The following is a 25,143-nucleotide window of genomic DNA, read 5'->3' as shown; positions in this document are numbered from 1 at the left end:
AGTGTGCGGCAATCCACGAAAGGAAACTGACATGGCAAAGGTGCTGGTGCTCTACTATTCGAGTTGGGGTCATATCGAGGCAATGGCCAATGCGGCCGCAAAAGGTGCTGCCGCAGGTGGTGCGGAGGTGATTGTTAAACGGGTTCCCGAGCTGGTGCCCGAAGAGGTGGCGAAACAGTTTCACTACAAGATGGATCAGGAAGCGCCTGTGGCGGACCCGTCCGAGCTTGCGGACTATGATGGCATCATCTTCGCCACGCCGACCCGCTATGGCATGATGGCTTCGCAGATGAAGAATTTCCTCGACCAGACCGGCGGCCTTTGGGCGTCCGGGGCACTGGTCTGCAAGGTCGGCTCTGTGATGACGTCTTCTGCGACACAGCACGGCGGCCAGGAATCCACGATTTTGAGTTTCCACACGGTGCTTTTGCATCATGGCATGCTGATTGCGGGGCTTCCCTATGCCTTCCAGGGGCAGATGGGTGTGGATGAGGTCAAGGGCGGCTCGCCTTATGGCGCATCGACCATTGCTGGCGGAGATGGTTCGCGGCAACCCTCTGCTGTGGAGCTTGAAGGCGCCGAGTACCAGGGCAAGCGCGTGGCAGAAATCGCGGCCAAACTGGTCGCCTGATACTAAGCGATCCTCCCGGATCCCGCGATTATCTTACAAGCGCCCGGTGTTGAATTCGCGGGGCGCTTGTTTTCCGGCATGTCAGCGGCTGCCAGTATCGGCTTTATCTCGCAGGATTGTCTCCGGATGGTGTGGAGCGAGGGCGGAGCAGTGGTCAACCCGCATACAACCCCTTGCCTGTGTCCGGCAGGTCAGCTACCGAGGCTGAGACGTGCGGACGTGGCGAAACTGGTAGACGCAAGGGACTTAAAATCCCTCGGCCGCGAGGCTGTACGGGTTCGAGCCCCGTCGTCCGCACCAATCAGAGCAATCAAGAAACGCGTTTTCCGGCAGTGGTAACAAGGCAAGGCGCAGCGATTGCCGCTGTCAGGCATTGATCTTGAAGCCGATGCGCAAACCGCCCCAATGTTTGCCATTGATGGTGATCGGTGCGGAAAGGTCCTTCATCAGGGTGAAGTTTCCGCCGCCCATGTCACGGCGGTAGGTTTGCAGTAGGAACGGCCTGGTGTTGCGCCCGGCGGCGAGCCCGGTGCGGTCATTGAAGATGCGGCGGTTGCGGCAATTGCCTGCATTCCAGACAGGATCGGAACTCTGCGGTTGCGAGTAGATGTGGTTGTGGGTGGGCAGAAAGCCGTTGCGGTCGATTGCAGCGCAGAATGTGACCCTGGGGTCGAAATCGAGCATTGCCTCCTGAAAGGATGGCAGCAGCCGGTCCGTGTGCTGGACAAAGCGGGTCATGTGCTGGACGGGATCGGTGCCGGGGATCGGCTGGTAATCCTCGTCGAACAGGTCCGACATCGACATCTTGCCCGCACCGATCTGCTGTTCGAACAGTGCGGCGATCTCACCGGCGGTGGCGATGCAGTGCCGAATCAGCGGGGTGTCTTCCGTTTCAACGCCGCTTTCTGCCACATGGCCGATCACATCTTCCGAGAATGAGACCAGCTGGTCTATCTTGTCGCTGGCCGAGGTCAGCATCGACGCGCTGTCATGAACCTGGCGGTCGAGTTCGGAGACCTTGGCGAGCACCGTGGTGCAGGCGCGGGTGGTTTCCTCGACGGGATCGCTGATGCGCTCGATTTCGCCAATCATGCTGGCGACGCCTTCGCTGAAACCGGAAAATTTCTTCAGTTCCGCGTCGATCTCGGTTGAGCGCTGCTGGGCGGCGGTGGCGACAGCCGCATTGTCTGTGTTTTTCTTTTGCAGCTTGTCAACGATTCCATGAAGCGTTTGCAGCCGCTCGACCATGTCACGAGAGACATTGCCGGTCTTGTCTGCGAGCTGCTTGACCGCCTCGGCGACAACGGCAAAGCCGCGGCCCGCTTCCCCAGCGTGGGCGGCCATGATGCCTGCATTGACCGCCAGCATCTGGGTCTGTGTGGCAATCGACTGGATGGCCTCGGAGAAGGCGTGGACCTGCTTGATCTCCTCAGAGACCGAATTGAGCACATCCGTGAATTCGCTGGCGCTGGTGGCCATCGACTGGATGTCGGAGACTGCGTTGCCAAGAATGGTGTTGACGCTGTTGGTGGTGCTGTCCAATCCGTTCTGGGTTTCCCGTGCGGAGACGATCGCCGTGCGTGAGGCATTGGCAACGGTCTCGTTCGACCGGACGATCATCGACATGTCCTCGGCCAGCGAATGAAACTCGTCGGCCTGGCGTGACAACGATACTGAAACATCGCTGACCATTCCGCTGGTGTCGGCGATGTTGACCGACAACTGGCCGACCTGCGAGCCGATCACATTCATGGCCTGTTCGAGCGAGGCGTGATCCTTTTGTCGCGCCATCGCCGGTTCGGGCCGGGTGCTATCAGTTGGCAGTGTGCCTGAATGCTCTTCAGGGTAGTCTTCGATTGCAGCGTGCATGTTCATGCCGGTCCTCCGTATGGAGCCCAGAAGAACATAGTGTGGTTAATGCCTCACTAAAGCAGAACAAGTATTAGCAATTCAGGGTTGCTTTTCAGTCGCGCCAGAATGCGGGGGCAAGCAAGACAAGAACAGCAAGAATTTCGAGGCGGCCAAGCAGCATCAGGAAAACCATAATCATCTTGCCTGCATCACCAATGGAGCTGAAGTTTCCGGAAGGTCCTATCACCGGGCCGATACCTGGTCCTACATTCGCCAGCGCGGTAATCGATCCGGACAGTGCTGTTTCAATATCAAGCCCGGTTGCGGACAGGGCGACGGCACCAAGTGCCCAGATTCCCATATAGGCGCAAACGAACAGAAACACTGTGCGCTGCATGTCCGGTTCCACCGTCACGGCACCATAGCGGACCGGCTGGATGGCGTGCGGGTAGATCAGTTTCATCAGGCCGGAGCGCACCGAGCTTGCGATGATGACCAGCCGGTAGGCCTTGATGCCACCGGATGTGGAGCCTGAGCAGCCGCCCAGAAAGGTCGCCAGGAACAGAAGCGCGACCGGCAGCGGCCCCCACAGGGCATAATCGGCGCTGACAAAGCCGGTCGTGGTGACGATGGAGACCACGTTGAACGCGGCATGGGTGAGGGCGTGGGCGAAGTCTTCGCCATTGCCAAGACGAACACTGAGCGCGATCAGAACGGTGAGGACAAGGATCAGACCGGCATAGGCCGCGATCTGCGGATCGCGCAGCGCATCAAGGCGGCCACGAACCGCAAACAGGATCATGACGGAAAAGGGTAGGCCGGCAAGTGCCATGAAAATCGTGGCGGTCCAGAGCAGGCCGGGTGACTGGAATGCGCCAAACGAGGCGTCGCGTGTCGAGAACCCGCCCGTCGCGATCGTTGTCATGGCATGGTTGATGGCGTCGAGTTCGCCCATGCCGAACACGCCGTAGAGCAGCGCGCAGCTTGCGGTCAGACCGATATAGATGGCGAAAAAGGCCCGGATAAACATGCTGAAACGGGCGAAAGGTCTTTCTGATGTGTCTGAGGATTCCATCTTGAAGACGGTAAAGCCGCCGACCTTGAGAAACGGCAGGACGAGCAGCCCGAGGGCGACAATGCCGATCCCGCCCATCCACTGAAGCAGCGAACGCCACAAAAGCAGGCCCGGTGGCGCCTCATCCAGGCCCATGATCACGGTGGCGCCGGTGGTGGTGACGGCGGAGACCGATTCAAACAGCGCATCGGCCATGTCGAGGCCGAGGGAGGACATGTAAAGCGGGACCGCGCCGGTGACCGACAGGGTGATCCACAACAGGTTGACCACCAGGAAGCCCAGACGCCGTGAGAAGGGAGCCGGGGCGCCACGTGTGGCCATCGCGGTTCCCAGGCAAATCGAGCCGACGACGAAGGAGGAAGCCGCAAAGACCTGCCAGTCGGGATTGCCGAAGTAGAAGTCGAGGGCGGCTGGCAGCAGCATGGCAAACGACAGATAGAGTCCTGCTGTGGCTGCAATCGATATGGCAGAACGGATTGTCTGGCCGTACAACCGGCGTTCCTCAGCTTGATGCGGTATGCTGCCGGAGTGGTTGGCACCGGACGCTTGCCATGGCATAGACCGGCCATGAGTGAAACACAATCTCCCGATCAATTCCGCGCCGCGGCCGATGCCGCGCTTGAAGAGATGCGAACCCTGTTTGCGCCAACGCCGCTGCAGCTCAATGATCATTTGTCGGTGCGCTACGGAGCAAGGATCTGGCTCAAGCGGGAGGATCTCTCGCCTGTACGCTCCTACAAGATCCGCGGCGCGTTCAACTTCATTCGCAAGGCGCTCAAGCGCAATCCGGACCAGGCGCTGTTTGTGTGTGCGTCAGCGGGCAACCATGCGCAGGGTTTTGCCTTTGTCTGCCGGCATTTCGGACGCAAGGGCGTGGTCTTCATGCCGGTGACGACGCCGCAGCAGAAGATCGACAAGACACGGATGTTTGGCGGGGAGTTCATTGAAATCCGCCTGACGGGTGACTTCTTCGATGCCTGTTATGCCTCCGCGTTGGAATTTGCACAGTCCGAGGGTGCGCTGATGGCGCCGCCCTTCGATCATGATGACATCATCGAAGGTCAGGCGACCGTGGCCGCGGAAATCAAGGCGCAACTGCCCGGGAACGAAAAGCCGGACCTGATTGTGCTTCCGGTCGGCGGAGGTGGCCTGTCTGCGGGCGTGTCGCGCTATCTCGAGGGGGAGGTCGCGCCCTGCAACTATCTGTTGACCGAACCGGCGGGCGCCCCCAGCCTCAAGCAGAGCCTGAGCGAGGGGCGGCGGGTCAAGCTCGGCAAGATCGACAATTTCGTGGATGGTGCGGCGGTGGCCGAAATCGGCGCGCGGAACTTCGAGATCCTCACCCGTTTTGATTCCGATCAGGTGCTGCTGGTGCCGGAGAACGCCATTTGTTTGACGATGACGGAAATGCTCAACACAGAGGGCATCGTTCTGGAGCCGGCCGGTGCACTGTCGCTGGCGGCTCTTGAGGCACTCGGGCCTGAAGCGCTGGCGGGCAAGAGCGTTGTTGCGGTGGTGTCGGGCGGCAATTTTGATTTCGAGCGGCTGCCCGATGTTAAGGAGCGCGCCATGCGCTACGCCGGGACAAAGAAATATTTCGTCCTGCGGTTGGCGCAGCGGCCTGGTGCGCTCAAGGATTTTCTGTCTCTGCTAGGCCCCGAGGACGATATTGCGCGGTTCGAGTATCTGAAGAAATCCGCGCGCAATTTCGGTTCGATCCTGATCGGCATTGAGACCCGCTCTCCAGATAATTTTCACCGGCTGATCGGCGCCTTCGAAGACGAGGGCCTGAGCTATCAGGACATCACCGACAACGAGATCATCGCCAATCTGCTGATCTGACGGGATTTTGCGAGCAGGAAGCCGGAACTCATCGGAGACGGTGCTGCTAAAGAGCTGATATCCAGCTTGCCGCCGTTTGGGCCAGCCGCTTGGTGGTGCCCGGCGAAAGGGCATCGCCGGCAATGACGTGATTGTTGGGATCGTCGCTGTCGGTGACTTCGACGATTTCGGCTGCGCCACCCCAGTTTTCCGCCATGGCACGGACCAGCTCGGGGTCGATGACACTGTCCATCGGCGAATAGATAAAAAGCGACGGGACCGTCACCGTGGACGGGTCAACATCATTGGCGAGATTGACCAGGCTGGCCATCGGCAACAACGCAAGGCTTGGATATTCATAGGTCCAGTGCTGGGCGTGCAAGGCGCTGCTGGGCTCGAAGGAGCGCCGCGCTCCGGCAATCAGCGGCACCAGTTTTTCTGCCCAGGGTATGGTCAGCAATCCGGCACCCGCGGCCTGGACGCCGTAATTGGGCGAGATCTGGATCAGACCCGCGACATCGCGCATCAGGTCCGGGCGGTTGGCGGCAATGGTGGCAAGCGTTGCGCCCGTGGACGTTGCCATGATCACCACCCTTTCCCCCAGGCGACGGCCGATGGCGACCGCTTCGGTGACATCATCCATCCAGGCCTGCACCGAGCCCTCGAGCATGGCATCCCCACTGCGCCCGTGGCCTCTCAGACGAGCGAAATGGAGATTGGCGCCGAGGGTTTGTGCGACCATGTCCGGCATCGGCCGGATTTCGCCGGGGCCTGCGGAAAACCCATGAATGTAGACGATTGCCAGCGGAGTCCGGGCACGCGAGGCCGGGTAGGCCCAGATGATCTGGCGGTGATTGTCCGGTCTAAGGTCGGTGTGGCGGGCTTCAGTCTCGAGCAGATAGGTGTCGAGATCATCGGGCAGGGTGGCCTCATTGAACAGAATCCTGGTATCGGCTGCAGGCCGTGGTCCGAGCGCGAATGCAATTCCGCCGGCAACAATTAAAAGCCCAATCAGGTAGAGCACTTTGCGCTTCCTCGAAGCCGGTTTCGCCATCGCTTTCGCCTCCCATGCGAAGCCCTCGCCAATTGCTCGACGAGCACGGCGCGGATGACGTACCTATAGTTTAGGTAAGCTTGTGCTGCAATGGCCGCCCTGCCGGGAGCCCGCCAGACAGAGATGGCCGGTCAGCCAATTCTCCAACGGGGTGCAGGGCCGGTCAGCGCCAGTTGCTTGTTGGGTTTGAATACTTTGTAGTAGCTCTGCACCTTGGCACGGTTGTTGGCAGTCAGGGTCAGTTCTGCGCCGATGCGGGGCCAGCGCAACCAGCGAACCGTTCCGACAAGCAATCCCATTTCCTCGGTCAGCACGGTGATCTTGTCACCGACCGCGAGCGGGATTTCAATAAAAGAGTAAAGACAGATCCCGTGTTCGGTTAGATCGAGGACTGCGCCCGGGGATTTCTGTCCCAGACATTCGATCTTTGCCACCAGTCGCGTTCTGTCCCGCCTGGCTGCTCTTTCCTTCGTTTGAGGCATGCCCGTTAACTCTCCCGGCAAATGAATGGCCAGTGTGGTTGTGATCGGTGACCAAATCGCTAACGGGCTCGCCGATTGGATAGGGCGGTTAAGCGGCAGTGAATTCCATGTTACCGATCGGGGCGACCGATGACGGGGTCAGAGTGTGATCCGGTAAAGCCTGAAGCCGTCCGCAGCTTCGCCCGCAGGCTCGATTTGCACGCCCTCAACGTCATCGACAAAGGCGCTGGCCCGGGGCCCGGTCGCAAACAGCACGGTGGTGCCTTCAGCCGGTACAAAGCTCCAGTTTGCATCGGCAGACGGGTTGATGGTGCCGTTCTCGACGATGTAGCGGACGATCACATCGCGGTTTGTGTCGGGTGCCTGGAAGATCACCTTGTCGGGGCCGATGTCGGGAAAATTGCCGCCACCGCCGCCACGGTAATTGTTGGTGGCGACAACGAATTGCTGATCTGGATCAATGTCCTGTCCGTTGTATTTAAGGTTTTGAATCCGGTTGGCGTCAGGATTGATGAGTTCTCCCTTGGGCGAATATCTCGGCGGTTGCGTGAGGTCGATGCGGTAGGTGACGCCGTCGATCACATCGAAATTGTAGGATGGGAAATCGCCGTTGATCAGTTCTGCGTCCTGTGCGCCCGTCTCGATCTGATTGAAGATGCCGGCGGACATTTCCAGCCAGTTGCGGACCTGGGCGCCGTTGATCACCACTGCCTGCACGGTGTTCGGGTAGAGATAGAGATCGGCCACATTCTTGATCGCTATGTCGCCTGCGGGCACGTCAGTGTAATAGTCCGCACCGCCGCGGCCGCCGGCCTTGAAGGGCGCTGCGGCAGAGAGCACCGGCAGGTCCTTCCACTCGGTGTCAGAGAGCATTTCGGTGACGTACCAGGTTTGCGCCTGGCTGACGATCTGGACCGAGGGATCATCGGCAACCAGAGCGAAATAGGAATGCAGTGGTGCCGATGTCTTGCCCACGGCAGTCCGTACATAGGCCAGCGTGGCATCATGATCGGACTGGGCTGCGGCCAACACTTCAGGCTTGTCCGGCACCAGGGCGGTAACCTTGCGATCGACGCGTTCGAAGATCGGCCGCGCCTCAGAGCTGTGGCCCATGATCTTCCAGGAGTTGCCGTCGCGCTCAAGCATCAAGTCGATAAGCCCCAGATGCGAGCCCCAAAACCCGCCCATGACGCCTGGTTTGCCCGAGATTGTGCCGGTCGCGTTGTCCACACCGGCAAAGCCGTCGAATTTCGGTCCCGGGAAATCGAGATGGCTGTGGCCGGTGACAATCGCATCAATGCCTTCCACGGCAGCGAGCGGAATGGCGGCGTTCTCGAGATTTTCAGCCCAGGCCTGCTGGCCCATGCCGGAGTGGCAAAGCGCAACCACGAGATCGGCCCCTTGTTCACGCATTTCCGGCACCCAGGCCTCGGCTGACTTGACGATGTCCCGGGTTGCCGCCTTGCCGGTGAGATGGCGCGCGTCCCAGGTCATGATCTGCGGCGGCACGAAGCCGATCAGGCCGATCTTGATCGGATGGGTTTCTCCCGCGCCATCCTCGATGGACCGCTCGAGGATGACATAGGGCTTGAGGAACAGCTGGTCGTCGCGCGGATTGGCGGCAAGAGTGCCCCTGGTCACATTGGCGCAGACCATCGGGAAGTTTGCGCCGGCGAGAACCTTGAACATGAAATCGAGGCCGTAGTTGAACTCGTGGTTGCCGAGCGTTCCCGCGTCATAGCCAAGCACATTCATTGCCGCGATGATCGGATGCATGTCGCCATCCTTCATGCCGCGCTCATAGGCGATGTAATCGCCCATGGGGTTGCCCTGCAGGAAGTCGCCATTGTCCACGAGAATTGAATTCTGCGCTTCGGCACGGATCTGGTCGATGATCGATGCGGTGCGTGCAAGACCCATGGTGTCGTTCGGCTTGTCGCCATAATAATCATAGGCGAAGACGTGCACGTGCAGGTCGGTGGTTTCCATGATGCGCAAATGCGCCTGGTTGGCATTGGCCCTGGCGGTGAAGGGATGAACCAGCGAAAGCGCGCCCGTGGCGGCAGCACCTCGGAGCAGCGAGCGACGCGAGATCGGGTGAAGCATGGCGGAAACCCGTTGATCTTTCATGGACTTTCTCCTCATCAATGTTCTAAAAAGATGCAGATCGAAGTGTGTGCCGGCTGCCCGCCAGGAAAACCATTTGATGGTCCGGCGTTTGAACAGCGGAGCTTGCAATCTGAACTCGGGGATTGCGGCTTGCTGCGTGCCGTCACAGAGTGTGGTCCCGACTTGGCGTCTGTGCAATTGCAAAAAGTCGAGGAAAACGCGGCAGGCTTGCTGGTGACAGCAAAGGAAGCAAAGCAGAATCCAGGAGCGTTACATGACGGGATTTATGGACAGCATCCGCAATCTTTTTGGCGGCAGTGGAGCTTCAGCCAGTCTGGAAGCCGCCAATGAGCCTGAAACCTACAAAGATTTCAGGATTTTTGCCGAGCCGATGCCAGAGGGCGGTCAGTGGCGTTTGGCGGGACGGATCGTCAAGGGAGAAGGCGAGGCTGCCAAGGAGCACAAGCTGGTCCGCGCGGATGTCTTTTCCAGCCGTGAAGAGGTGATTGCCGCAACACTGCGGAAAGCGCGTCAGGTCATTGATGAGCAGGGAGACGCTTTGTTCCGCTAGAGCCGTCCAACGGTTTGGCATTCGCGTCCGGGTTGCCGCATGTGGATTTGCAGGCAAACCGTACGGTCATGGAAGACACCCCTGGAAGGTGCTGCTGAATTGCCTTTGATCAGTCCAGCATGCGCCTGTCCACTCAGTCGAAACTGATTTCGTCGTCACCCAGATAGACATTGCTGGCTTCACAAATATCGATTGTATGCGGGTCGTCAAATACCTCGCCGCCGCCTTCACCAAGCCAGCTTGCCTGGAAAACCTGGTCGCAATAGCAGGTGTCGGCGGTGAATTCAGCTATGGCCGCCTGTCCCGGTTCCAAGTCCTGGCTGAGCCAGTTTGCGCTCCAGTTCGCACCGTCGTCCGGGCTTGTATAAAAGCCGATTGCGGTGTTGCTGCTGGTATCATTGTGAATGGTGAACACACATTGCGAACCGGTTTGCGCAAATGCACCTGCAGTTGTTGTCAAAACAAACGCGGCAGCCAGTATTGCTTTTTTCATGGTCTCTTCCCGAGCTGTAAATTGTTTCAGCCAGAGATATCGCACGAATTGATCACCGAAGACAGTGCATGCCCTGGAGCAGCGCGGAGGCATGAAATGCCGTGATTTCTGATGATTGGAAGGGGGCTGATCCTGGAACAGCGACAACCTCATCCCGCCAAAGCGGCGGCATCCTCGCGCTTGGCGATCTTGTGGTTGTCTTCATTGCTTCCCAGTTTCCAGTAGCTGGAGATGTAAAGATGGCTGCTTTGCAGGCCGCGTTCGCCACGGAAATACTCGCGCAGTTTTCGCATGCTGGAAAATTCACAGGCAGCCCAGACTGAAGGCACTCCGTCGCGCCATCCAAGGCTGCGGACATGATCCAGGAGATGATCGCTTTCTGCGCCCGGGTGCGGATTGATCACCCATTCGACCGACAATCCCTTCGGTGCCTTCAGGTCCTGAATGTCGGCCTTGTCCTGTACCTCGATGACGGCGTGGCCGGTTGCAGAGTCGCGCAACAGTTCGAGATTGCCGGAGATTGCCGGCAATGCTGTCATGTCTCCGACAAGGAGATACCAGTCGGCATCGGGCTGGACGAGTTTGCGTGGCCCTGGTCCGCCCACCAAAACGGTGTCGCCATGCTGGGCGCCAAGAGCCCAGCGCGTTGCCGGCCCAGTGTCCTCGTGCAGGGCGAAGTCCACATCGATCTCGTCTTCACGCTGGCTGCGGACCGTGTAGGTGCGCACAACATCTTTGCCGCTCTTGTCATCGAACAGGCGCAGCTTGACATAAGCACTGGTCTGATCCTCCGGGAAATCCGCCAAACCGGGACCACCGAGCGTGAGCCGGAGCATGTTCGGGGTGACGTGATGTTTTCCAATCACGGTGAGGGTCCGGGGTTCAGGGCGTGCCATTGTCAGTCTCCATGAGCGCCGGGAAGTGGGGCGCTGTTCAAGAATCTCGATTTAAATATGACTATCATAGTCAAGAATCAACCGCTGACATATCTCATCCCATGCCGACATTAGGACGGTCGATAATTTCGCGCAGGGCGAAGCTCGAATTGATCTTGACCACATGGGGCAGGGCGGAGAGCCAGTCGCGGTGGATCCGCTCGTAATCCTCAAGGTCGCGGGCGGCGACCCGCAGGATGTAATCATACTCGCCGCTCATCAGATAACAGACCAGCACATTGGGGCAGCGTTTTACCGCGGCCTCGAATTCCGTGAGCGTCTTGGCAAACTGACCCGAAAGGGAAATGTGGACAATCGCGATCATCCGGTAGTTGAGCGCCTTGTGGGACAGGCGGGCATGGTAGCCCTTGATGACGCCGGATTTCTCCAGAATGTCGAGCCGTCTCGAACAGGCAGACGCCGACAGGCCGACGCGTTCGGCCAGTGCCGCATTGGAGATTCGTCCCTCGTTCTGAAGGGTCTTCAGAATGGCGATATCGATTGTGTCAGGCTCATGCATGTGTGGAAAATCCGAAGAAGAGGACGTTTGATGCAATAATATTCGAATTAAGACTCTGCGGCAAGGCTGCTTTGCAAGGACATTTCACGCTTGAACTGCTTGAATTGGACGTATTGAAACCTGATCCGGCGGACGCAACGTCGGCTTGTCTGTGGAGGACATATCAATGCGCGTTGGCTGCCCCAAGGAAATCAAAAACCATGAGTATCGCGTCGGCCTGACCCCGGGCGCGGTTCGTGAATATGTGGCCCATGGCCATGAGGTGATTGTCGAGACCAAGGCGGGCATGGGCATTGGTGCGGATGATGCAGCCTATCAGGCGGCCGGGGCGCAGATCGCCGCCACCGCCAAGGATGTGTTCGAGCGCTCCGACATGATCGTCAAGGTCAAGGAGCCGCAGCCGTCTGAATGGGTGCAGCTGCGCGAAGGCCAGCTTCTCTACACCTATCTGCATCTCGCTCCAGATCTCGAGCAGACCAAGGGCCTGCTGGCTTCAGGCTGCACCGCGGTTGCCTATGAAACCGTGACGGATGATCGTGGCGGTCTGCCGCTGTTGGCGCCGATGTCGGAAGTGGCCGGGCGCCTGGCAATCCAGGCCGGCGCGACCTCGCTGCAGAAGGCCAATGGCGGCCGCGGCATCCTGCTGGGCGGTGTGCCCGGCGTGCTGCCAGCCAAGATCGTGGTCATCGGCGGCGGTGTGGTCGGTCTCAACTCGGCCAAGATGGCGGTTGGCCTTGGCGCCGATGTGACCATTCTCGACCGCTCACTGCCGCGGCTGCGCCAGCTCGACGACATCTTCAACGGCCGGGTTCACACACGCTACTCGACCATCGAAGCGCTCGAGGAAGAGGTGTTCTCCGCTGATATGGTGGTTGGCGCCGTGCTGATCCCTGGCGCAGCAGCTCCCAAGCTGGTCACCCGCGAGATGCTTTCGGGCATGAAGCAGGGCTCGGTGATTGTCGATGTCGCGATTGACCAGGGCGGCTGCTTTGAGACCTCGCATGCCACCACGCATGCAGAGCCGACCTTCGAGGTCGATGGTGTGATCCATTATTGCGTGGCCAACATGCCGGGCGCTGTGCCGATCACATCGGCCCATGCGCTCAACAATGCCACGCTGCACTATGGCCTGATGCTGGCCGACAAGGGTCTCAAGGCCATTGCCGAGGATCGTCATCTGCGTGCGGGGCTGAATGTCCACCAGGGTCGCATCACCAACCGTCCTGTTGCCGATGCGCTGGGCTATGAACTGGCGGAGCCGGAGCAGGTGCTCAAGGTTGCTTGATAAGGCAGTTCTCATCCACTGCTGAGTCAGGAGCCCGCCGGTCAGTTCACGCCGGCGGGCATTTTTGTGGGCTCAGTCGGCCCTGACAGCCTTGCAGTGATAGCAATTGTTGCGCGATGAGCGGATGTGGACGGCTTCAACGCCGGGCTGGGACAGCAGTTCTTCCATCCGCGCCTGGATGTCCTCGAGCTTGATGACACCGCCGGTTCCGTAAACGATGCGCTCGTCCGCATCATATCCGCGCAAAATGTAATCCGGGCTTTCAAGAAACTCGGGCAGGGTGCCGGATGGAACCGGGCCGGCGGTACAGTCATGTGCGTGCAAGAACACCGGTCCGGTTTCCGCGTAGGCATGGGTTGCGCTGAATGGCCGCCAGCCGGCGACCAGATAGGGCTCGCCTTTGCCGACCATTTTCATGCAGACCCGACAGGGCACGCCGTTGCCGTCTGATATTTTCTGTTCAGGTGGATTGCCGTTTGAATCGAGCCCGCCATTGCGCAAATGTGTGGCGGTGGCCGTGTCCATGGGTTCAAATCTGATGTGCATTGAAGATCTTGCGCTCCCGGTTTGACAGAGCTTCGAGATAAGCGGTGACACAGATGTTGCGCCACCCGATTTCAGCCCTTTGCCGGTTATGCGCCGAAATCGTCCCGGGCTTTGGCCATGGCAAGGATTTCATCATCGGAGAGCGGGCGAATGATTGCCTGGTTCTGGCTGACCGGCTCAAACCCCATACGCTGGTAGAGCGGCAGTGCGGCGGGATGGTCGAGGGTGTTGGTCTGCACGCTCACCCTCGCGGGCGTTGTGGACCATGCCGTGGCCAGCGCCTGGCCCAGCATCCATTGGCCCAGTCCCCGCGTGCGGACATGGTTCATCAGACCAAAATAGACCAGTTCGACATTGGAATCGGTGGTTTCCGAAAGCTCGAAAAATCCCGCCGGAGCGCCATCGACGCTCAGCACATAGATCCGGGTGGTCTTGGCGTGGACGATGCCTGCCAGTTCCTCGTCCTTCATGCGCAGGCGGTTGCCCCAGTGCCATTCACGCCCGACCTGCCATTGCAGGTAGCGGTAGAAATGCAGCGGTATGTCAGTCGCCCTCATGAGGGTGGCGTGCAGGTTGACCGGCAATGGCGGTGTGGTGCGCGGCGGGGTCCGCATCTCGAGATGAGTGACCGTCGCCTTGAGGGATTTCGGTTTGGCTGTCTTGCCCATTTCAGGCTTCTCCGGTCGCAATGGGTGTGTCTTCGCGACCGCCCCATTCCGACCAGGAGCCGTCGTAAAGCCTGTTGTCACGGTGGCCGACAGAATAGAGTGCGAGGGTGATCACCGCGGCGGTGACGCCAGAGCCGCAAGTGGTCACCACGGGCTTTTCCAGATCCAGGCCGGATGCTTCAAGAAGCTGACGCAATTGGCTGACAGGTTTGAGTTTTCCGTTTTCGCTCAAGATGCTGAACGGCACGTTTGATGCACCTGGCATGTGGCCGGACCGCATGCCTGCCCTTGGTTCGGGTTCCACACCAGAAAACCGGCCCGGTCCGCGCGCATCGGCGATTTGGGAGGACCGGTCTTCGACTGTCGAAGTCATGGCGGCAAAGCTGGCAACGGCCGCATCGTTGAAGTCCGGCTTGAATGCCGTGGCCGCCGGCGGTGTCGCTGCACCCGTCTCCACGGGTCTGCCACCCGCCTTCCAGGCATCAAACCCGCCATCGAGCACATAGGCGTTGCCTGCGCCGAAGGTGCGCAGCACCCACCAGACCCGGGGGGCGGTGAACATGCCGGGGCCGTCATAGACGACGATCGTGTCATTCTCCGACAGGCCGAGTTCGCCGGCAGCACGTGCAAAGTGTTCCGGAGCGGGCAGGGTGTGGGGCAGGCTGGATCCGGGATCGACGATCTTGTCCTGGTCGAAAAACACAGCGCCGGGAATGCGCGCGGCTGCGTATTCTTCGGCGCCGTTGCGGTTTTGAGCCGGCAGATACCAGGAGGCATCGACGATCTTCAGATCCGGATCGCCCAACCGTTCAGTGAGCCAATCGAAGGAAACGACAAAGGGGCTTGTGTCGGTGTCAGTCATCTTGGGCTCCTGCTGTGCGGTGCTCGGCGGCTTGGATCATTCGGTCAGGCTTGCCTGTGCTGGCAACACAGGGAAAATCAGTCCGGTGCGGGGCCGAAGCGAATCCGGAACCGCCGGTTCTCTCTACCCTTTTTCTCGATCTTGCCAATGTGAATTTCGCCCACCTCGGCAGTCTCCGACACATGGGTGCCGCCGCAGGGCTGGCTGTCGATTGCGGAACCTTCCCCGATACAGACAAGACGGATCCTGTCCTGGCCGCGCGGCGGGCGGACATTCTTGGATTTGACCAGGTCCGGATTGGCGGCAAGATCGTCCTCCGAGATCCACTGGGTGAAAATCGGATGGTTGGCGTTGACCAGTTCCATCAGCTTTGCCGTGACCTCGGCCTTGTCGATGGTTTCCGACATGTCGAAATCGATGCGGCTGTCGGTCTCGCTCACCGCAGCGCCCGTGATCGGGTAGGGGCAGACCACCGAGAGTAGATGGCAGGCGGTGTGCATCCGCATCAAGTTGTACCGCCGCTCCCAGTCGATGTGCATCACCGCTCCTTCACCTGCCTCGGGGACTGGCTGGCCGGGGGCGGGGATATGGATGATCTCGGACTTGCTTTCGCCGGTCACGGTTCCGGCGATGATGATCTTCTCGCCGTTTGTGCGTTCGAGAAAGCCGGTGTCACCCGGCTGGCCGCCGGAGGTTGCATAGAAGCAGGTCTGATCCAGCATGATGCCGCCATCCTCACGCACCGTAGTCACCCGGGCCTCGGCGGTGGAAAGATAGGCGTCTTCGACAAACAGGGCTTTCATCAGGCTGATTCACTCACATAGGGGATGGAAATGTCGCTCTTTCGGGTCAGCCACTCAGGCACCGGGAGATCTTTGGAGGTTAGGAATTCCGGATTGAACAGCTTCGACTGGTAGCGGTTGCCGTAGTCGCACAGGATCGTCACGATGGTGTGGCCGGGGCCCATCTCGCGTGCCATGCGGATCGCGCCTGCGATGTTGATGCCGGAGGATCCGCCCATGCATAGGCCCTCATCCGCGAGCAGGTCAAAGACCAGTGGAATGGCCTCGCTGTCGGGGATGTTGAACGACATGTCCGGTTCAAATCCTTCGAGATTTGCAGTGATCCGGCCCTGGCCGATGCCTTCGGTGATCGAGCCGCCCGAGGATTTCATCTCTCCGGTGGTGTAGAAGCTGTGAAGGGCAGCGCCATCGGGGTCGGCAAGGCCGATCTTGATGGCTGACGACTGGCTGCGCAGGCCTTCCGCGACGCCGGCAAGGGTTCCGCCGGAGCCGACCGCACAGATGAAGCCATCGACCTTTCCGCCGGTGTCGCGCCAGATTTCCGGCGCGGTGGTCTTCACATGGGCCTGACGGTTGGCGACATTGTCGAACTGGTTGGCCCAGATCGCGCCATTGGGATTGGACTTCGCGATCTGCTCAGCCAGCCGACCTGAAAGGCGTACATAATTGTTGGGATTGCGGTACGGCGCCGCAGGCACCTCGACCAGTTCCGCACCGAGCAGACGCAACGCGTCCTTCTTTTCCTGGCTCTGGGTCTCCGGAATCACGATGACCGTATTGTAGCCGAGCGCACGGGCGACCATGGACAGGCCGATTCCGGTGTTGCCCGCCGTTCCCTCGACAATTGTCCCGCCGGGCTTGAGCACCCCCTTTGCTTCTGCGTCACGGATGATTTCCAGCGCGGCGCGGTCCTTGACGGACTGGCCAGGGTTGAGAAATTCTGCTTTGCCGAGAATGGTGCAGCCAGTTGCTTCGGACGCGGCCTTGAGTCTGATAAGGGGCGTGTTGCCGATGGCGTCGAGAACGGACTGTTGGATAGGCAAGGCGGATTGCATGGGATTTCCTGTCATTTGCTGTGGTCTCACAGGCGCGGCGAGAGTAGGCAGCCATTTGCCGCCACTCAAGTGGCGGAAACAAGAAAACCATCTCTTCTTGGGCGGTCCTTAAAGGAATGTTTGCCTCAAGCGGGTAAAAATGTGAAACCGCATTTGCCGGTGATCCGTATTGTAATGTCATGCGTAGGAAGTGACAATTGGTTTAGACAGCAGCAGACCGACTCGCGTTCGGAGTTGGTTTAGCGTGCAGAAAAGATGGAAAGCCTGATACGCATGGTGCGGGAACATATTGATACAATCGACTCGTTGCTGGCCCGTTATGTTGCCGGGACGCTGCCGACCCCAGCCCGGGTGCTCGTGGAAGCACATCTTGAACTGAAGCCGGAAAATCGCATCAAGGTGCGCAACCTCGAAGCCATGGCCGGCCAAGCCCTGAGCGAGATCGATCCGGTGGCGCTTTCTGATCATGAAGGCATGCTTGCGGCGGTGCTGGCCTCTGCTCCACCACGGGCAATGGCATCCAAAACGGTTCCCGAACCGACGGTGTTTCCGAAGGCGCTTTTCGACTTTGTGGGTTTTGATGCGGATGATGTTCCCTGGCGGACCCGTATGCCGGGCTTCAAGGAATATGATCTGGGCGATATCGATGGTTGTCATGTCAACCTCTTCTGGATCAAGCCGGGGCGTACGGTTCCCGCGCATACCCATGAGGGCAGTGAGCTGTCCCTGGTGCTCGACGGCGATTTCACCGATGCACGGGGCTACTACGCCCGCGGCGACATTTCGGTGGCCGATGATTCGGTTGATCACCGGCCGTGCGCCGGGATGGACCGCCCCTGCATCGGGCTTGCGGTGATGGATGCGCCGTTGAAGCTGACCGGTTCGTTCCGCCAGATGATCGGTGACATTATCGGATAAGCACCGGCGCGAGAGATTTGGAACCAAAAGGCCGTTCGGACCGTATCAAGGTTTGGACGGCCTTTTTCATTGGAGACAGACATGACCAGCTATACCGCCAAGCCCGCTGATGGGGCGGCATGGGTGACCGGAGCTTCAAGCGGCATCGGCCGTGCGCTGGCGCTCAATCTTGCGCGGGAGGGATTTGCCGTCTTCGCCACCGCGCGCAGTGCGGATGATCTGGAAGCGCTGTCTGCAGAGGCCAAGGGCCTGAAAGGCGAAATCATTGCGGCGCCCGGCGATGTGACCGATGCCGGGGCAATGGCTGAGATCGTGCGGCGCATTGATGGCAAAGATGCCGGTCTTGCACTCGCGGTGTTCAACGCCGGGATTTATCTTCCGGTCTATGGCGAAACGCTCAAGGTTGAGGATTTCGACAAGAGCTTTGCGGTCAATCTTTCCGGTGTGGTCAATGGCCTGGTGCCGGCACTCGAGCGGATGAAGGCGCGTGGGCGCGGCCAACTGGCAATCGTTTCTTCCGTCACCGGTTATGGCGGCATGCCAACAAGTGCGGCCTATGGCGCCACCAAGGCCGCGCTGATCAACATGGCCGAGAGTCTGAAATTCGATCTCGACAAGTTCGGCGTGAGGATTCAGGTTATCAATCCGGGATTTGTCGACACGCCGGCAACGGCTGACAATGCGTTTACGATGCCGGCCCTGATGCAGCCCGATGATGCAGCGGCGCGCATTGCAGCGGGGCTCAAGTCAACGGCGTTCGAAATCACATTCCCGCGCCGTTTTACCTATGTGCTCAAGCTGCTGCAGTTCCTGCCCTACAGCGCCTATTTCGCGCTGATGAACGCGGCGACGGGCTGGAAAAAGCGTCCGCTTGAGACCGGTGAGCAATAGCACTGGCCTGACGGCTAAAGATGATCGGCTCTAACGCGCTGTCCGCGTGCCTTCGATGTCGCTGCGCAGGGATGTCTGTGCTGCTTCATCAAGTGGGAAGTTCCACATGATTGCTATGCTTGCGAGCTTGGCTGCGATCGGCGCCCAGGCATAGGCGACGGCCAGGGCGGTCAGGCCCTGCATCTCGCCGGCATTGGCTGCGGGGTCGAACCCGAAACCGGCCAGCAGAGGGAACACGATGCCGACGCCGCCCGCCAGCGACAGTTTGGTAGCGAGACTCCAGGCGGCGAAGTAGACGCCGGAACGCTGTTCTCCGGAAGCGGCTGTATCCACATCGATGACATCGGCCTGAATGGCTGGCGGCAGCACCAGGTCAAAGCCCAGCAAGACGCCGGTGATCGCGCAGATGATGGCAAAGGCGACAAGACTGCCTTCGGGAAGCAGTGGGGCAGGGGCGAAGGCCGCGCAGGCCACCAGCATGGCATAGCACCAGGCGCGATGCTTGCCGAACCGGCGGGCGGCCCAGGTGGCAAGCGGCACGCCGGCGATGGCGCAGAGGAAGTAGAAGAACAGAAGCGGTCCGCGCGCATCGGGAAGACCCAGGCGGTCGGAAACGAAATAGAGAAACAGCGTGGCCGGGATTCCGTTGGCGAGGCCATTGAGAAAGAAGGCGGCAATCAGTCTGACGAATGGCTTGTTTCGGACAAGATGCCCAAAGCCGGCCCGAAAATCGACACGGATGCGCGAATATTCCTGCGGCTCCGGCGTGGCGAAAACGGCGATGCCGCCAAGCAGAGGCAACCCGATCAGCACCGCGACGCCAAGCGCCGCCAGACCGTGCATGCCGTCTGCCTGTTCGAAACCGATCGCGAAGGGAAGCGCGATCGCGATCAATGTGCCTGTCAGCGTCAGCGCTTCGCGCCAACCAGCAATGCGCGAGCGGCCGTTGTAATCGGTGGCCAGTTCCGCGCCCCAGGCGGAAAACGGGATCAGTGCAGCGGTGTATCCCAGCGACAGCATCAGCCCCCAGCCCATCAACCAGGCGGTGCTGACACCTTCGGGCGGCCAGAACAGCATGAAGGCGGAAACCGCGGTCAGCGGCAGGCTGATGGCGAACAGGGTCCTGCGGCGGCCGAAGCGCGGTCGGAAGCGGTCTGCGGCCCAGCCGATCAGCGGATCGTTGATCGCATCGAAGATCCTGACCACCAGAAGCGCAAAGCCGACCGAGGCGAGCGAGAGGCCGAGGGTTTCGGTGTAGAATGTGGGAACCAGAATGTAGAGCGGAAGGGTCAGTGCGGCCAGCGGAATGGCGGGAAGCGCATAGGCGATGACGCGCGGAAGCGCCAGCGGCCGGAGACCGGCGGCCGCATCGCGTTGAGTTCCTGCAAGGTCAGGGATCTGGGACACATCACCATCCGGGGCTTGGGGGCACCGGCAAGTTCCGGGCAATTCCTGTTCTGCCGGTTTACGCCCACAGGCACCATCCGGTTCACGGCCCGCCGGGATTTCTGGCAGGCTGGGGCGGTATCATCTTTGGCTCAAAGACCGGTTGCTGCGGCTTCAGCTGTAGACCACCTGGCGTACATTGATGTGACCTGAGCGGAAGCCCGCCCTCGCAGTAGTACAGGTAGAATTCCCACAGCCGCCTGAACCTGAGGTCAAAGCCCATGGGCTGTATCTCATCCCATGCCGCCCAGAAACGCTCGCGCCACTCCGCCAGCGTGCGGCCGTAGTCCGGTCCGAAGGCGCGGTGGCCCACCAGGTCAAGACCTGCGGTTTCGCCCAGTGACTTGAGATGGTTTTCCGTGGGCAGCATGCCGCCGGGAAAGACATAGCGCTGGATGAAATCCGGGTTGGAACGGTAGTCCTCATAGGCTTCCGGCTTGATGGTGATGATCTGCAGTCCCGCGCGTCCGCCCGGCTTGAGGCATTGGCGCAGTTTCGAATAGTAGGTCGGCCAGTATTTTTCGCCGACTGCTTCGAACATCTCGATGGAGACGATCGCATCATATTGTCCGGTCTCGTCACGGTAATCCTGGAACCGAAGGTCGACCTTGTCGCTGAGCCCGGCTTTCTCGATGCGGCCGCGCGCGAAGGCCAGTTGTTCGTTGGAAATCGTCAGCCCGGTGACCCGACATCCGATCTGGCTCGCCGCGAATTCGGCAAAACCGCCCCAGCCACAGCCGATCTCCAGAACATGATCACCTGGCTTGATGCCAATGGCTTCGGCCAGCGCGCGGTATTTTGCGGTCTGCGCGCCGGGCAGATCGTTGGCGCCATCGGCATACAATGCGGATGAGTAGGTCATGGTCTCGTCGAGCCACTTTGAATAGAACGCGTTGCCGAGATCATAGTGGGCCGAGATGTTTTTTCGCGCCTGGGTGCGGGTGTTGGAGCGCAGCCAATGACGGATCTGTTCGATCAGACGAACAAGACCGCGTGCGCCGCCAGCCAGGCTGTTGCCAACTTCGACATTGACCAGAAACAATTCGAGAAAGGCCGTCACGTCCGGACTTTCCCAATCGCCGGCCATGTAGGATTCCGCCACACCTATGGTGCCATTGGTCAGCGACTGGTGCGCCAGGTTCCAATTGTGCAGGATCAGCACTGCTTCGGGCCCTTCGGAGCGGCCTTCGATGAGAACCACCCGGCCGTCGGGCATCCGGATGGACAACCGGCCGTAGTGCATGTGGATCAGGCCGCGCAGCGCCATCTTCGCCTTGACCGGCAACCCGCGCAGATAGGCCGATAGATTGTCAGCCGAAAGCCGTTCGGCCTGTTCATTGTTGTCCCAGGTGGCGTCGGTTTTCATTGTGCGAGCCTCCTCAGTCCTGCTGCTCGTTCTGCCGTCACGGTTTCGCCGCCTGATGCTCGAGCGTCGCCTGATCGCGAAAACTCGCCTTGGCGGGAGGGGCTGGACGCGGCACGTATCGCATTCCCTTGAGCCACAATTTCAGTGCCTCATAGTGAATTCCCCCGACAATCTTCCACGTCAGAAGCGGTAACTGCAAGAGGCAAGCAAGAATCGAGAGCGTCGAAAGCGGTTTGCGGGCGCCGTTATAGGTTGCAGAAAGCAGTGGTCCGGTTCCGTCGGTCTCCAAAATCCGCCACTTGATCCGTTTGCCAGGCAGGTTCATGCGGAAATGGTAGCGCATTTCGAGCTCTATGAAGGGCGAGACATAGAAATTCTTGGCGCGGCTCTGGCGGATACCGGCCGGTGTCATGTCGCCATCCTCGATCTTGCAGACATAGGTATGGCATTCGCCAAAGGTGTTGCGTACTTCGTAGATCAGGGCGACAGGCCGGTCGCTGCTGTCATAGGCATAGTAGACCGACAACGGGTTGAAGACCTGGCCGAAGATCCGGGGGTAGCAAGCTAGCTCGACGCGGTGTGCGGGCTTGCTCAAACCGGCCTCGGAGAGAAGCGCGTCGATATGGGCGCGCAAAGATGGCTGATCGGCGCCGCGCAGGTGATCTGCTTCATGAAATGACACCAGATTGGCGCTGTTGACCGAAAACAAAGGCGAAAGCCGGTCCGCTTCCTCCAGCCGGTCGAGGTCGATGAGCAGTGAATAGACCTTGTAGCGGAAGCGATGGCCCACCGGCTTCATCCGCTGATGCATCACATCGCCGACATACAGTGCGACGGGAGGCCGGGATGCGGCGACTGCGTCGTCAAACCGAGTGGTTGTGTGGGCATTCATTGTCAGGCATCCGCCAATTCGGGCTGTGCTGCCTGTTCATGCCAGGGGACAGTGGCTCCAAGTGCCTGTGCCGCCGCAATGCCGGAGCTCAACCCGTCTTCATGGAAGCCGTAGCCGGTCCAGGCGCCTGCAAAATGGGTGTGATTGTCGCCCTGTATCGACTTGAGCTGCGCCTGAACCTCCATGGCATCGTTGCCAAACTGGGGATGGTCGTAGCTGAATTCGCCGAACACCAGTTCCGGCCGTGGTTCGCGGTCGGGATTGAGTGTGACGAACAGCGGCTTGGCAGGGTCGATACCCTGCAAACGGTTCATCCAATAGGAGACGGCGACACTGGAATCGCTGCGCTGATCGGAGGAGCGCAGATAGTTCCAGGAAGCCCAGATTTTCTTCCGGGTGGGCATCAGCCGGTCATCGCGATGCAGGATCACGCGGTTGGGGCTGTAGGGAATGGCAGAGAGGATTTCGCGCTCGGCGTCGGTCGGGCGGTCGAGAATCCTAAGTGCCTGATCGGTGTGGCAGGCGAGGATCACCCTGTCATAGCTTTCGACGTGACCGGTCGAATCCAGGATGTCGACACCCTTGGCGCCGCGCCTGACCGAGACCACGCCCGCATCGAGGCGGACACGTTCTCCGAGCGGTTCAAGAAGCTTGGTAAGATAGTTGCGGCTTCCGCCAGTGACCGTGCGCCAGGTCGGACGCTCCGAGTGGATCAGCCGGTGGTTTTCGAAGAAATTGACGAAATAGGTGGCTGGAAACTCCATCATCCGTTTGGCCGGTGTCGACCAGATTGCAGCGGCCATTGGCACCAGATAGTTGTTCATGAAGCCGGGCGAGAAACCGCGCCAGTTGAGATAATCGCCGATCGAGCGGGCGGCGAGATGGCCCGCAGCGCGATCCTGAAGGCAGATCCTGTTGAAGCGCAGCACTTCGCGCAACATCAACAGAAACGACGGCCGCAAAAGGTTCCGTTTCTGCGCAAACAATGTCTTGAGGTTGTCGCCGCCCCATTCGAGCTTGCCGTGGTCCAGGGAGAGCGCAAAGCTCATGTCGCTGTCATGGGTCTTCACGTCGAGATGCGCGAACAGCGCGGTCAGGTTCGGGTAATTGAGCTCGTTGTAGACAATGAAGCCGGTGTCGACGGAAAATGGGGTGCCATCGTAGTCGATGTCTACGGTCGCGGTATGCCCGCCGGGTCTTTTCTCTGCCTCATACAGTGTCACGTCATGGACGTCGCGGATAGCCCAGGCGGCGGACGCGCCGGAAATTCCCGAACCAACAACAGCAACTTTGAGACGCCCGGTTTTTTTTGCCATGGTCTGGGGCGGTAGATGGAGGTTCATGCGGCGTCCTTGATCTTTTCATATGCGGCCAGCGCACGATTGCGCGCTTGCTGGTGATCTACAATAGGCATCGGATAGGTTTCGCCAAGATGGACACCGGCTTTGGCGAGGGCATCGTCCGGGGCAGTCCAGGGCTTGTGGATGAATTTCGAAGGCAGATTTGCCAGTTCAGGCACGTAACGGCGCACATAATCGCCGTCGGGATCGAATTTCTCGCCCTGAATTATGGGATTGAAAACGCGAAAATAGGGGGCTGCGTCCGCGCCGGAGCCGGCCACCCATTGCCAGCTCGCGGCGTTGGAGGCTGGGTCGGCATCGACCAGCGTGTCCCAAAACCAGCGCTCCCCTTCGCGCCAGTCAACCATCAGGTGCTTGGTCAGAAAGGAGGCGGTGACCATGCGCACACGGTTGTGCATCCATCCGGTCCGCCAGAGCTCGCGCATGCCTGCGTCGACAATCGGATAACCGGTCACGCCCTTTTGCCAGGCAAGCAAAGCCGTTTCGTCGTCCTTCCAGGGAAAGCCATCGAACCTGGAATTGTGATTTTGCTGCGGCAGATCGGGCTCATTGACGAGCAGGTGGTAGGAAAATTCGCGCCATCCGACTTCCTTGCGGAACACGGTCCGGTCTTTCGGTGAGGCATCGGCATCGCTTGCCTTGAGGGCCTGAATGATCTGCGCCGGGGTGATTTCACCATTGGCCAGATGCGGTGACAGCCGCGAGGTTGATTCCACACCCGGTACATCGCGCAGGCTGGCGTAACCGCACACCCGTTCGGAGACGAACTCGTCAAGGCGCTCATGTGCGCCATCCTCACCGGGTTTCCAGGTTTCGCGAAGGCCGCGGGCCCAATCCGGCTTTGTGGGAAGAAGCCCCCAGTCGGATAGCGTTTCGGATTGGGGAGCATTTGCCAGCGCCGTGAGCCTATCGGGGGCAGGGGCAGGTTCCCGGTCCTCGATACCGCCTTCGATGGCGCGCCAGAATGGACTGTAAACCTTGTAGAAAGTGTCATTACCTGTGCGCACGCGCGTGGGTTCGTGCAGCAACTGACCGGCGAAGCTCTCGACGACGATATCCTGGGCCCGGAGGGCGTCTTTAAGGCTTGCGTCCGAAGACAGGAAGGCCGGATCATAACGGCGGTTCCAATAGACTGCGGCGGCATCGGTCTTTTCGACGAGACCGGCGATCAATAAGGCGGGATCGCCGCGCATGAGCATGAGTGGTGCGCCGAGATCAGCCAGTTTCTCGCCAAGCTTCGCAAGTGAATGGTGCAGCCACCATTTTCGCGCTCCGCCAATCGCCCGCGTGTTGGCGGCAGGCTCCAGGATGTAGACCGGCACCACTTGCTTGTGGCTGCTCGCTGCGAGCAACGCGGCATTGTCGTTGACCCGCAGATCATTGCGGAACCAGACGATGGCTGGGCGATCATTGATGAAATTGTCCGGCGTCATTCTGCTGCTTTGTTTCCGTGGGGCGAAGGTCGCCGATCCTTGTGTTCTTCTCTTACGACCGAAGGCATATGGCGG

23 protein-coding genes, 1 tRNA gene and 1 pseudogene are annotated in these 25,143 nt (G+C 59.9%); 7 read left to right on the top strand and 18 right to left on the bottom strand.

The window, feature by feature from the left end:
- The first annotated feature begins 31 nt into the window (after positions 1-31).
- Entirely contained in the window at positions 32-631 is a 600-nt protein-coding gene (gene wrbA, locus HPDFL43_RS11905) for an NAD(P)H:quinone oxidoreductase (RefSeq protein ID WP_040449211.1), read from the top strand.
- A 213-nt stretch (positions 632-844) separates the two neighbouring features.
- Positions 845-931: transfer RNA gene (locus HPDFL43_RS11900), tRNA-Leu, on the top strand.
- A 66-nt stretch (positions 932-997) separates the two neighbouring features.
- Here HPDFL43_RS11900 and HPDFL43_RS11895 read toward each other — a convergent pair.
- Both HPDFL43_RS11895 and HPDFL43_RS11890 read right to left on the bottom strand, forming a co-directional pair.
- The gene (locus HPDFL43_RS11895) at positions 998-2,506 is read right to left on the bottom strand and encodes a methyl-accepting chemotaxis protein (RefSeq protein ID WP_007197591.1); all 1,509 of its coding nucleotides are present in this window, start codon (positions 2,504-2,506) and stop codon (positions 998-1,000) included.
- An 88-nt stretch (positions 2,507-2,594) separates the two neighbouring features.
- On the bottom strand, positions 2,595-4,049 hold the full coding sequence (locus HPDFL43_RS11890; protein ID WP_040450136.1) for a TrkH family potassium uptake protein: 1,455 nt from the start codon (positions 4,047-4,049) through the stop codon (positions 2,595-2,597).
- A 75-nt stretch (positions 4,050-4,124) separates the two neighbouring features.
- Here HPDFL43_RS11890 and ilvA point away from each other — a divergent pair, with 75 nt between their 5' ends.
- The gene (ilvA, locus tag HPDFL43_RS11885) at positions 4,125-5,399 is read left to right on the top strand and encodes a threonine ammonia-lyase IlvA (RefSeq protein WP_007197589.1); all 1,275 of its coding nucleotides are present in this window, start codon (positions 4,125-4,127) and stop codon (positions 5,397-5,399) included.
- Positions 5,400-5,445: 46 nt separating this feature from the next.
- On the opposite strand, the gene HPDFL43_RS11880 is transcribed toward ilvA, so the two are convergent.
- From HPDFL43_RS11880 to HPDFL43_RS11870, 3 genes are all read right to left on the bottom strand, one after another.
- Positions 5,446-6,432 (bottom strand): alpha/beta hydrolase, encoded by a 987-nt coding sequence (locus HPDFL43_RS11880; protein WP_007197588.1) that lies wholly within the window; start codon positions 6,430-6,432, stop codon positions 5,446-5,448.
- A gap of 131 nt (positions 6,433-6,563) precedes the next feature.
- Positions 6,564-6,866, bottom strand: coding sequence for a PilZ domain-containing protein (locus HPDFL43_RS11875; protein WP_156970263.1), 303 nt, complete (start codon positions 6,864-6,866; stop codon positions 6,564-6,566).
- Between the two features lie 186 nt (positions 6,867-7,052).
- Positions 7,053-9,044 carry a bifunctional 2',3'-cyclic-nucleotide 2'-phosphodiesterase/3'-nucleotidase gene (locus tag HPDFL43_RS11870; RefSeq protein WP_007197586.1) on the bottom strand — a complete coding sequence of 664 codons (1,992 nt, stop codon included), beginning with the start codon at positions 9,042-9,044 and terminating at the stop codon, positions 7,053-7,055.
- Positions 9,045-9,297: 253 nt separating this feature from the next.
- Between HPDFL43_RS11870 and HPDFL43_RS11865 the strand changes: the two genes are divergently transcribed.
- Positions 9,298-9,594 (top strand): HlyU family transcriptional regulator, encoded by a 297-nt coding sequence (locus tag HPDFL43_RS11865; RefSeq protein ID WP_007197585.1) that lies wholly within the window; start codon positions 9,298-9,300, stop codon positions 9,592-9,594.
- 133 nt (positions 9,595-9,727) lie between these two features.
- On the opposite strand, the gene HPDFL43_RS11860 is transcribed toward HPDFL43_RS11865, so the two are convergent.
- The 3 genes from HPDFL43_RS11860 to HPDFL43_RS11850 all read right to left on the bottom strand — a co-directional run bounded on the left by HPDFL43_RS11860 (position 9,728) and on the right by HPDFL43_RS11850 (position 11,542).
- Complete coding sequence (locus HPDFL43_RS11860; protein WP_245271046.1) at positions 9,728-10,132, bottom strand: hypothetical protein; 405 nt, start codon at positions 10,130-10,132, stop codon at positions 9,728-9,730.
- Positions 10,133-10,236: 104 nt separating this feature from the next.
- Positions 10,237-10,983 (bottom strand): siderophore-interacting protein, encoded by a 747-nt coding sequence (locus HPDFL43_RS11855; RefSeq protein ID WP_007197583.1) that lies wholly within the window; start codon positions 10,981-10,983, stop codon positions 10,237-10,239.
- A gap of 94 nt (positions 10,984-11,077) precedes the next feature.
- Positions 11,078-11,542: an Lrp/AsnC family transcriptional regulator gene (locus tag HPDFL43_RS11850; protein ID WP_007197582.1), complete on the bottom strand. Its 465-nt coding sequence runs from the start codon at positions 11,540-11,542 to the stop codon at positions 11,078-11,080.
- Between the two features lie 166 nt (positions 11,543-11,708).
- Here HPDFL43_RS11850 and ald point away from each other — a divergent pair, with 166 nt between their 5' ends.
- Complete coding sequence (ald, locus tag HPDFL43_RS11845; RefSeq protein ID WP_007197581.1) at positions 11,709-12,827, top strand: alanine dehydrogenase; 1,119 nt, start codon at positions 11,709-11,711, stop codon at positions 12,825-12,827.
- 72 nt (positions 12,828-12,899) lie between these two features.
- Here ald and HPDFL43_RS11840 read toward each other — a convergent pair whose 3' ends face one another.
- The 5 genes from HPDFL43_RS11840 to HPDFL43_RS11820 all read right to left on the bottom strand — a co-directional run bounded on the left by HPDFL43_RS11840 (position 12,900) and on the right by HPDFL43_RS11820 (position 16,749).
- Positions 12,900-13,373: a DUF1203 domain-containing protein gene (locus tag HPDFL43_RS11840; RefSeq protein WP_040449210.1), complete on the bottom strand. Its 474-nt coding sequence runs from the start codon at positions 13,371-13,373 to the stop codon at positions 12,900-12,902.
- An 86-nt stretch (positions 13,374-13,459) separates the two neighbouring features.
- A complete protein-coding gene (locus HPDFL43_RS11835) occupies positions 13,460-14,041 on the bottom strand; it encodes a GNAT family N-acetyltransferase (RefSeq protein WP_007197579.1) in 582 nt (193 codons plus the stop codon).
- Position 14,042: 1 nt separating this feature from the next.
- Positions 14,043-14,903 carry a 3-mercaptopyruvate sulfurtransferase gene (gene sseA, locus HPDFL43_RS11830; protein ID WP_007197578.1) on the bottom strand — a complete coding sequence of 287 codons (861 nt, stop codon included), beginning with the start codon at positions 14,901-14,903 and terminating at the stop codon, positions 14,043-14,045.
- Positions 14,904-14,980: 77 nt separating this feature from the next.
- A complete protein-coding gene (locus tag HPDFL43_RS11825) occupies positions 14,981-15,706 on the bottom strand; it encodes an alanyl-tRNA editing protein (protein WP_040449209.1) in 726 nt (241 codons plus the stop codon).
- Positions 15,706-16,749, bottom strand: coding sequence for a cysteine synthase A (locus tag HPDFL43_RS11820; protein ID WP_040450131.1), 1,044 nt, complete (start codon positions 16,747-16,749; stop codon positions 15,706-15,708). The genes HPDFL43_RS11825 and HPDFL43_RS11820 overlap by 1 nt, the downstream gene beginning before the upstream one ends.
- Before the next feature lie 267 nt (positions 16,750-17,016).
- On the opposite strand from HPDFL43_RS11820, the gene HPDFL43_RS11815 reads away from it, so the two are divergent.
- Together HPDFL43_RS11815 and HPDFL43_RS11810 are read left to right on the top strand one after the other, a co-directional pair.
- Positions 17,017-17,679 (top strand): ChrR family anti-sigma-E factor, encoded by a 663-nt coding sequence (locus HPDFL43_RS11815; RefSeq protein WP_007197575.1) that lies wholly within the window; start codon positions 17,017-17,019, stop codon positions 17,677-17,679.
- 81 nt (positions 17,680-17,760) lie between these two features.
- Positions 17,761-18,570, top strand: a complete 810-nt coding sequence (locus tag HPDFL43_RS11810; protein ID WP_007197574.1) for an SDR family NAD(P)-dependent oxidoreductase — start codon at positions 17,761-17,763, stop codon at positions 18,568-18,570.
- A 30-nt stretch (positions 18,571-18,600) separates the two neighbouring features.
- Here the strand turns inward: HPDFL43_RS11810 and HPDFL43_RS11805 are convergent, their stop codons facing one another.
- The 5 genes and pseudogenes from HPDFL43_RS11805 to HPDFL43_RS11785 all read right to left on the bottom strand — a co-directional run bounded on the left by HPDFL43_RS11805 (position 18,601) and on the right by HPDFL43_RS11785 (position 25,068).
- Entirely contained in the window at positions 18,601-19,977 is a 1,377-nt protein-coding gene (locus tag HPDFL43_RS11805; RefSeq protein WP_007197573.1) for an MFS transporter, read from the bottom strand.
- A 153-nt stretch (positions 19,978-20,130) separates the two neighbouring features.
- Positions 20,131-21,382: pseudogene (locus HPDFL43_RS11800) on the bottom strand (class I SAM-dependent methyltransferase).
- Between the two features lie 37 nt (positions 21,383-21,419).
- The gene (locus tag HPDFL43_RS11795) at positions 21,420-22,274 is read right to left on the bottom strand and encodes a DUF1365 domain-containing protein (RefSeq protein ID WP_007197571.1); all 855 of its coding nucleotides are present in this window, start codon (positions 22,272-22,274) and stop codon (positions 21,420-21,422) included.
- A 2-nt stretch (positions 22,275-22,276) separates the two neighbouring features.
- Positions 22,277-23,617, bottom strand: coding sequence for an NAD(P)/FAD-dependent oxidoreductase (locus tag HPDFL43_RS11790; RefSeq protein ID WP_052093192.1), 1,341 nt, complete (start codon positions 23,615-23,617; stop codon positions 22,277-22,279).
- Positions 23,614-25,068, bottom strand: a complete 1,455-nt coding sequence (locus HPDFL43_RS11785; RefSeq protein WP_007197569.1) for a cryptochrome/photolyase family protein — start codon at positions 25,066-25,068, stop codon at positions 23,614-23,616. Before HPDFL43_RS11785 ends, HPDFL43_RS11790 begins: the two co-directional genes overlap by 4 nt.
- Positions 25,069-25,143 lie beyond the last annotated feature (75 nt).

Source organism: Hoeflea phototrophica DFL-43, from assembly GCF_000154705.2.
GTDB classification, from domain to species: Bacteria; Pseudomonadota; Alphaproteobacteria; order Rhizobiales; family Rhizobiaceae; genus Hoeflea; species Hoeflea phototrophica.
This window is presented reverse-complemented; position numbering and strand designations above follow the sequence as displayed.